This is a genomic window from Pseudomonas sp. MF08817 (assembly GCF_059862705.1).
Genome location: NZ_JCBCUY010000079.1, coordinates 1 through 5,398, shown reverse-complemented (window position 1 = coordinate 5,398; position 5,398 = coordinate 1). Strand labels below are relative to the sequence as shown.

Here is a 5,398-nt window from a genome sequence, read left to right as displayed (position 1 = left end):
CTGATAGTCAACAAGATTATCAGCATCACAAGTTACTCCGCGAGAAATCAAAGATGTAACCAACGATTGCTGAGCCAAGTTTAGGGTTTCTTAAAAACCCAAAGATGTTTGAACTGAAGAGTTTGATCATGGCTCAGATTGAACGCTGGCGGCAGGCCTAACACATGCAAGTCGAGCGGTAGAGAGAAGCTTGCTTCTCTTGAGAGCGGCGGACGGGTGAGTAATGCCTAGGAATCTGCCTGGTAGTGGGGGATAACGTTCGGAAACGGACGCTAATACCGCATACGTCCTACGGGAGAAAGCAGGGGACCTTCGGGCCTTGCGCTATCAGATGAGCCTAGGTCGGATTAGCTAGTTGGTGGGGTAAAGGCTCACCAAGGCGACGATCCGTAACTGGTCTGAGAGGATGATCAGTCACACTGGAACTGAGACACGGTCCAGACTCCTACGGGAGGCAGCAGTGGGGAATATTGGACAATGGGCGAAAGCCTGATCCAGCCATGCCGCGTGTGTGAAGAAGGTCTTCGGATTGTAAAGCACTTTAAGTTGGGAGGAAGGGCAGTAACTTAATACGTTGCTGTTTTGACGTTACCGACAGAATAAGCACCGGCTAACTCTGTGCCAGCAGCCGCGGTAATACAGAGGGTGCAAGCGTTAATCGGAATTACTGGGCGTAAAGCGCGCGTAGGTGGTTTGTTAAGTTGGATGTGAAATCCCCGGGCTCAACCTGGGAACTGCATTCAAAACTGACAAGCTAGAGTATGGTAGAGGGTGGTGGAATTTCCTGTGTAGCGGTGAAATGCGTAGATATAGGAAGGAACACCAGTGGCGAAGGCGACCACCTGGACTGATACTGACACTGAGGTGCGAAAGCGTGGGGAGCAAACAGGATTAGATACCCTGGTAGTCCACGCCGTAAACGATGTCAACTAGCCGTTGGGAGCCTTGAGCTCTTAGTGGCGCAGCTAACGCATTAAGTTGACCGCCTGGGGAGTACGGCCGCAAGGTTAAAACTCAAATGAATTGACGGGGGCCCGCACAAGCGGTGGAGCATGTGGTTTAATTCGAAGCAACGCGAAGAACCTTACCAGGCCTTGACATCCAATGAACTTTCTAGAGATAGATTGGTGCCTTCGGGAACATTGAGACAGGTGCTGCATGGCTGTCGTCAGCTCGTGTCGTGAGATGTTGGGTTAAGTCCCGTAACGAGCGCAACCCTTGTCCTTAGTTACCAGCACGTAATGGTGGGCACTCTAAGGAGACTGCCGGTGACAAACCGGAGGAAGGTGGGGATGACGTCAAGTCATCATGGCCCTTACGGCCTGGGCTACACACGTGCTACAATGGTCGGTACAGAGGGTTGCCAAGCCGCGAGGTGGAGCTAATCCCAGAAAACCGATCGTAGTCCGGATCGCAGTCTGCAACTCGACTGCGTGAAGTCGGAATCGCTAGTAATCGCGAATCAGAATGTCGCGGTGAATACGTTCCCGGGCCTTGTACACACCGCCCGTCACACCATGGGAGTGGGTTGCACCAGAAGTAGCTAGTCTAACCTTCGGGAGGACGGTTACCACGGTGTGATTCATGACTGGGGTGAAGTCGTAACAAGGTAGCCGTAGGGGAACCTGCGGCTGGATCACCTCCTTAATCGACGACATCAGCTGCTCCATAAGTTCCCACACGAATTGCTTGATTCATTGAAGAAGACGATAGAAGCAGCTTCAAGCTTTAAGCTACAAGCTTCAAGTTTGATTGCGCTAAGCATCAAAATTGGGTCTGTAGCTCAGTTGGTTAGAGCGCACCCCTGATAAGGGTGAGGTCGGCAGTTCGAATCTGCCCAGACCCACCAATTTTGTTATGGGGCCATAGCTCAGCTGGGAGAGCGCCTGCCTTGCACGCAGGAGGTCAGCGGTTCGATCCCGCTTGGCTCCACCATTAACTGCTTCTGCGTTAGAGTTTAGAAATGAGCATTCCATCCTTGGGGTGGTGAATGTTGATTTCTAGTCTTTGATTAGATCGTTCTTTAAAAATTTGGGTATGTGATAGAAAGATAGACTGAACGTTACTTTCACTGGTAACGGCTCAGGCTAAGGTAAAATTTGTGAGAGGCTCTTAATTGAGCTGTGCGAATTTTCGGCGAATGTCGTCTTCACAGTATAACCAGATTGCTTGGGGTTATATGGTCAAGTGAAGAAGCGCATACGGTGGATGCCTTGGCAGTCAGAGGCGATGAAAGACGTGGTAGCCTGCGAAAAGCTTCGGGGAGTCGGCAAACAGACTTTGATCCGGAGATGTCTGAATGGGGGAACCCAGCCATCATAAGATGGTTATCTTGTACTGAATACATAGGTGCAAGAGGCGAACCAGGGGAACTGAAACATCTAAGTACCCTGAGGAAAAGAAATCAACCGAGATTCCCTTAGTAGTGGCGAGCGAACGGGGACTAGCCCTTAAGCGGTTTTGAGATTAGCGGAACGCTCTGGAAAGTGCGGCCATAGTGGGTGATAGCCCTGTACGCGAAAATCTCTTTACCGTGAAATCGAGTAGGACGGGGCACGAGAAACCTTGTCTGAATATGGGGGGACCATCCTCCAAGGCTAAATACTACTGACTGACCGATAGTGAACTAGTACCGTGAGGGAAAGGCGAAAAGAACCCCGGAGAGGGGAGTGAAATAGATCCTGAAACCGTATGCGTACAAGCAGTGGGAGCCCACTTTGTTGGGTGACTGCGTACCTTTTGTATAATGGGTCAGCGACTTATTTTCAGTGGCGAGCTTAACCGAATAGGGGAGGCGTAGCGAAAGCGAGTCTTAATAGGGCGTCTAGTCGCTGGGAATAGACCCGAAACCGGGCGATCTATCCATGGGCAGGTTGAAGGTTGGGTAACACTAACTGGAGGACCGAACCGACTACCGTTGAAAAGTTAGCGGATGACCTGTGGATCGGAGTGAAAGGCTAATCAAGCTCGGAGATAGCTGGTTCTCCTCGAAAGCTATTTAGGTAGCGCCTCATGTATCACTGTAGGGGGTAGAGCACTGTTTCGGCTAGGGGGTCATCCCGACTTACCAAACCGATGCAAACTCCGAATACCTACAAGTGCCGAGCATGGGAGACACACGGCGGGTGCTAACGTCCGTCGTGAAAAGGGAAACAACCCAGACCGTCAGCTAAGGTCCCAAAGTTATGGTTAAGTGGGAAACGATGTGGGAAGGCTTAGACAGCTAGGAGGTTGGCTTAGAAGCAGCCACCCTTTAAAGAAAGCGTAATAGCTCACTAGTCGAGTCGGCCTGCGCGGAAGATGTAACGGGGCTCAAACCATACACCGAAGCTACGGGTATCACTTAGGTGATGCGGTAGAGGAGCGTTCTGTAAGCCTGTGAAGGTGAGTTGAGAAGCTTGCTGGAGGTATCAGAAGTGCGAATGCTGACATGAGTAACGACAATGGGTGTGAAAAACACCCACGCCGAAAGACCAAGGTTTCCTGCGCAACGTTAATCGACGCAGGGTTAGTCGGTCCCTAAGGCGAGGCTGAAAAGCGTAGTCGATGGAAAACAGGTTAATATTCCTGTACTTCTGGTTATTGCGATGGAGGGACGGAGAAGGCTAGGCCAGCTTGGCGTTGGTTGTCCAAGTTTAAGGTGGTAGGCTGGAATCTTAGGTAAATCCGGGATTCTAAGGCCGAGAGCTGATGACGAGTGTTCTTTTAGAACACGAAGTGGTTGATGCCATGCTTCCAAGAAAAGCTTCTAAGCTTCAGGTAACCAGGAACCGTACCCCAAACCGACACAGGTGGTTGGGTAGAGAATACCAAGGCGCTTGAGAGAACTCGGGTGAAGGAACTAGGCAAAATGGCACCGTAACTTCGGGAGAAGGTGCGCCGGTGAGGGTGAAGGACTTGCTCCGTAAGCTCATGCCGGTCGAAGATACCAGGCCGCTGCGACTGTTTATTAAAAACACAGCACTCTGCAAACACGAAAGTGGACGTATAGGGTGTGACGCCTGCCCGGTGCCGGAAGGTTAATTGATGGGGTTAGCTAACGCGAAGCTCTTGATCGAAGCCCCGGTAAACGGCGGCCGTAACTATAACGGTCCTAAGGTAGCGAAATTCCTTGTCGGGTAAGTTCCGACCTGCACGAATGGCGTAACGATGGCGGCGCTGTCTCCACCCGAGACTCAGTGAAATTGAAATCGCTGTGAAGATGCAGTGTATCCGCGGCTAGACGGAAAGACCCCGTGAACCTTTACTATAGCTTTGCACTGGACTTTGAATTTGCTTGTGTAGGATAGGTGGGAGGCTTTGAAGCGTGGACGCCAGTTCGCGTGGAGCCAACCTTGAAATACCACCCTGGCAACTTTGAGGTTCTAACTCAGGTCCGTTATCCGGATCGAGGACAGTGTATGGTGGGTAGTTTGACTGGGGCGGTCTCCTCCTAAAGAGTAACGGAGGAGTACGAAGGTGCGCTCAGACCGGTCGGAAATCGGTCGTAGAGTATAAAGGCAAAAGCGCGCTTGACTGCGAGACAGACACGTCGAGCAGGTACGAAAGTAGGTCTTAGTGATCCGGTGGTTCTGTATGGAAGGGCCATCGCTCAACGGATAAAAGGTACTCCGGGGATAACAGGCTGATACCGCCCAAGAGTTCATATCGACGGCGGTGTTTGGCACCTCGATGTCGGCTCATCACATCCTGGGGCTGAAGCCGGTCCCAAGGGTATGGCTGTTCGCCATTTAAAGTGGTACGCGAGCTGGGTTTAGAACGTCGTGAGACAGTTCGGTCCCTATCTGCCGTGGACGTTTGAGATTTGAGAGGGGCTGCTCCTAGTACGAGAGGACCGGAGTGGACGAACCTCTGGTGTTCCGGTTGTCACGCCAGTGGCATTGCCGGGTAGCTATGTTCGGGAAAGATAACCGCTGAAAGCATCTAAGCGGGAAACTTGCCTCAAGATGAGATCTCACTGGAACCTTGAGTTCCCTGAAGGGCCGTCGAAGACTACGACGTTGATAGGTTGGGTGTGTAAGCGCTGTGAGGCGTTGAGCTAACCAATACTAATTGCCCGTGAGGCTTGACCATATAACACCCAAGCAATTTGCGTCAGCTCTCTCACCCAGAGCAACCAGATTGCGGTGTGTGAAGACGAAAGAACCGAAAGTTTGCGCACTCACAAAACACCAAGCTGTCACATACCCAATTTGCTGAAGCGAGGCCTACAGGCCACGACTCAGTACCCGAATTTCTTGACGACCATAGAGCATTGGAACCACCTGATCCCATCCCGAACTCAGCAGTGAAACGATGCATCGCCGATGGTAGTGTGGGGTTTCCCCATGTGAGAGTAGGTCATCGTCAAGATTAAATTCCGAAACCCCATTTGCGAAAGCAGATGGGGTTTTGTTTT

2 tRNA genes and 3 rRNA genes are annotated in these 5,398 nt (G+C 51.4%); all 5 read left to right on the top strand.

Features of this window, described 5'->3' with window-relative positions:
- Positions 1–110 precede the first annotated feature (110 nt).
- The 5 genes from AC19YR_RS24570 (at position 111) to rrf (ending at position 5,352) form a co-directional block, all read left to right on the top strand.
- Positions 111–1,647 (top strand): 16S ribosomal RNA (locus AC19YR_RS24570).
- A gap of 125 nt (positions 1,648–1,772) precedes the next feature.
- Positions 1,773–1,849: transfer RNA gene (locus tag AC19YR_RS24565), tRNA-Ile, on the top strand.
- A 10-nt stretch (positions 1,850–1,859) separates the two neighbouring features.
- Positions 1,860–1,935 (top strand) — tRNA-Ala (locus AC19YR_RS24560).
- Between the two features lie 246 nt (positions 1,936–2,181).
- A 23S ribosomal RNA gene (locus tag AC19YR_RS24555) occupies positions 2,182–5,073 on the top strand.
- Between the two features lie 163 nt (positions 5,074–5,236).
- A 5S ribosomal RNA gene (gene rrf / locus AC19YR_RS24550) occupies positions 5,237–5,352 on the top strand.
- The 16S, 23S and 5S rRNA genes sit together here with 2 tRNA genes alongside, the layout of an rRNA operon.
- The last annotated feature ends 46 nt before the right edge of the window (positions 5,353–5,398 follow it).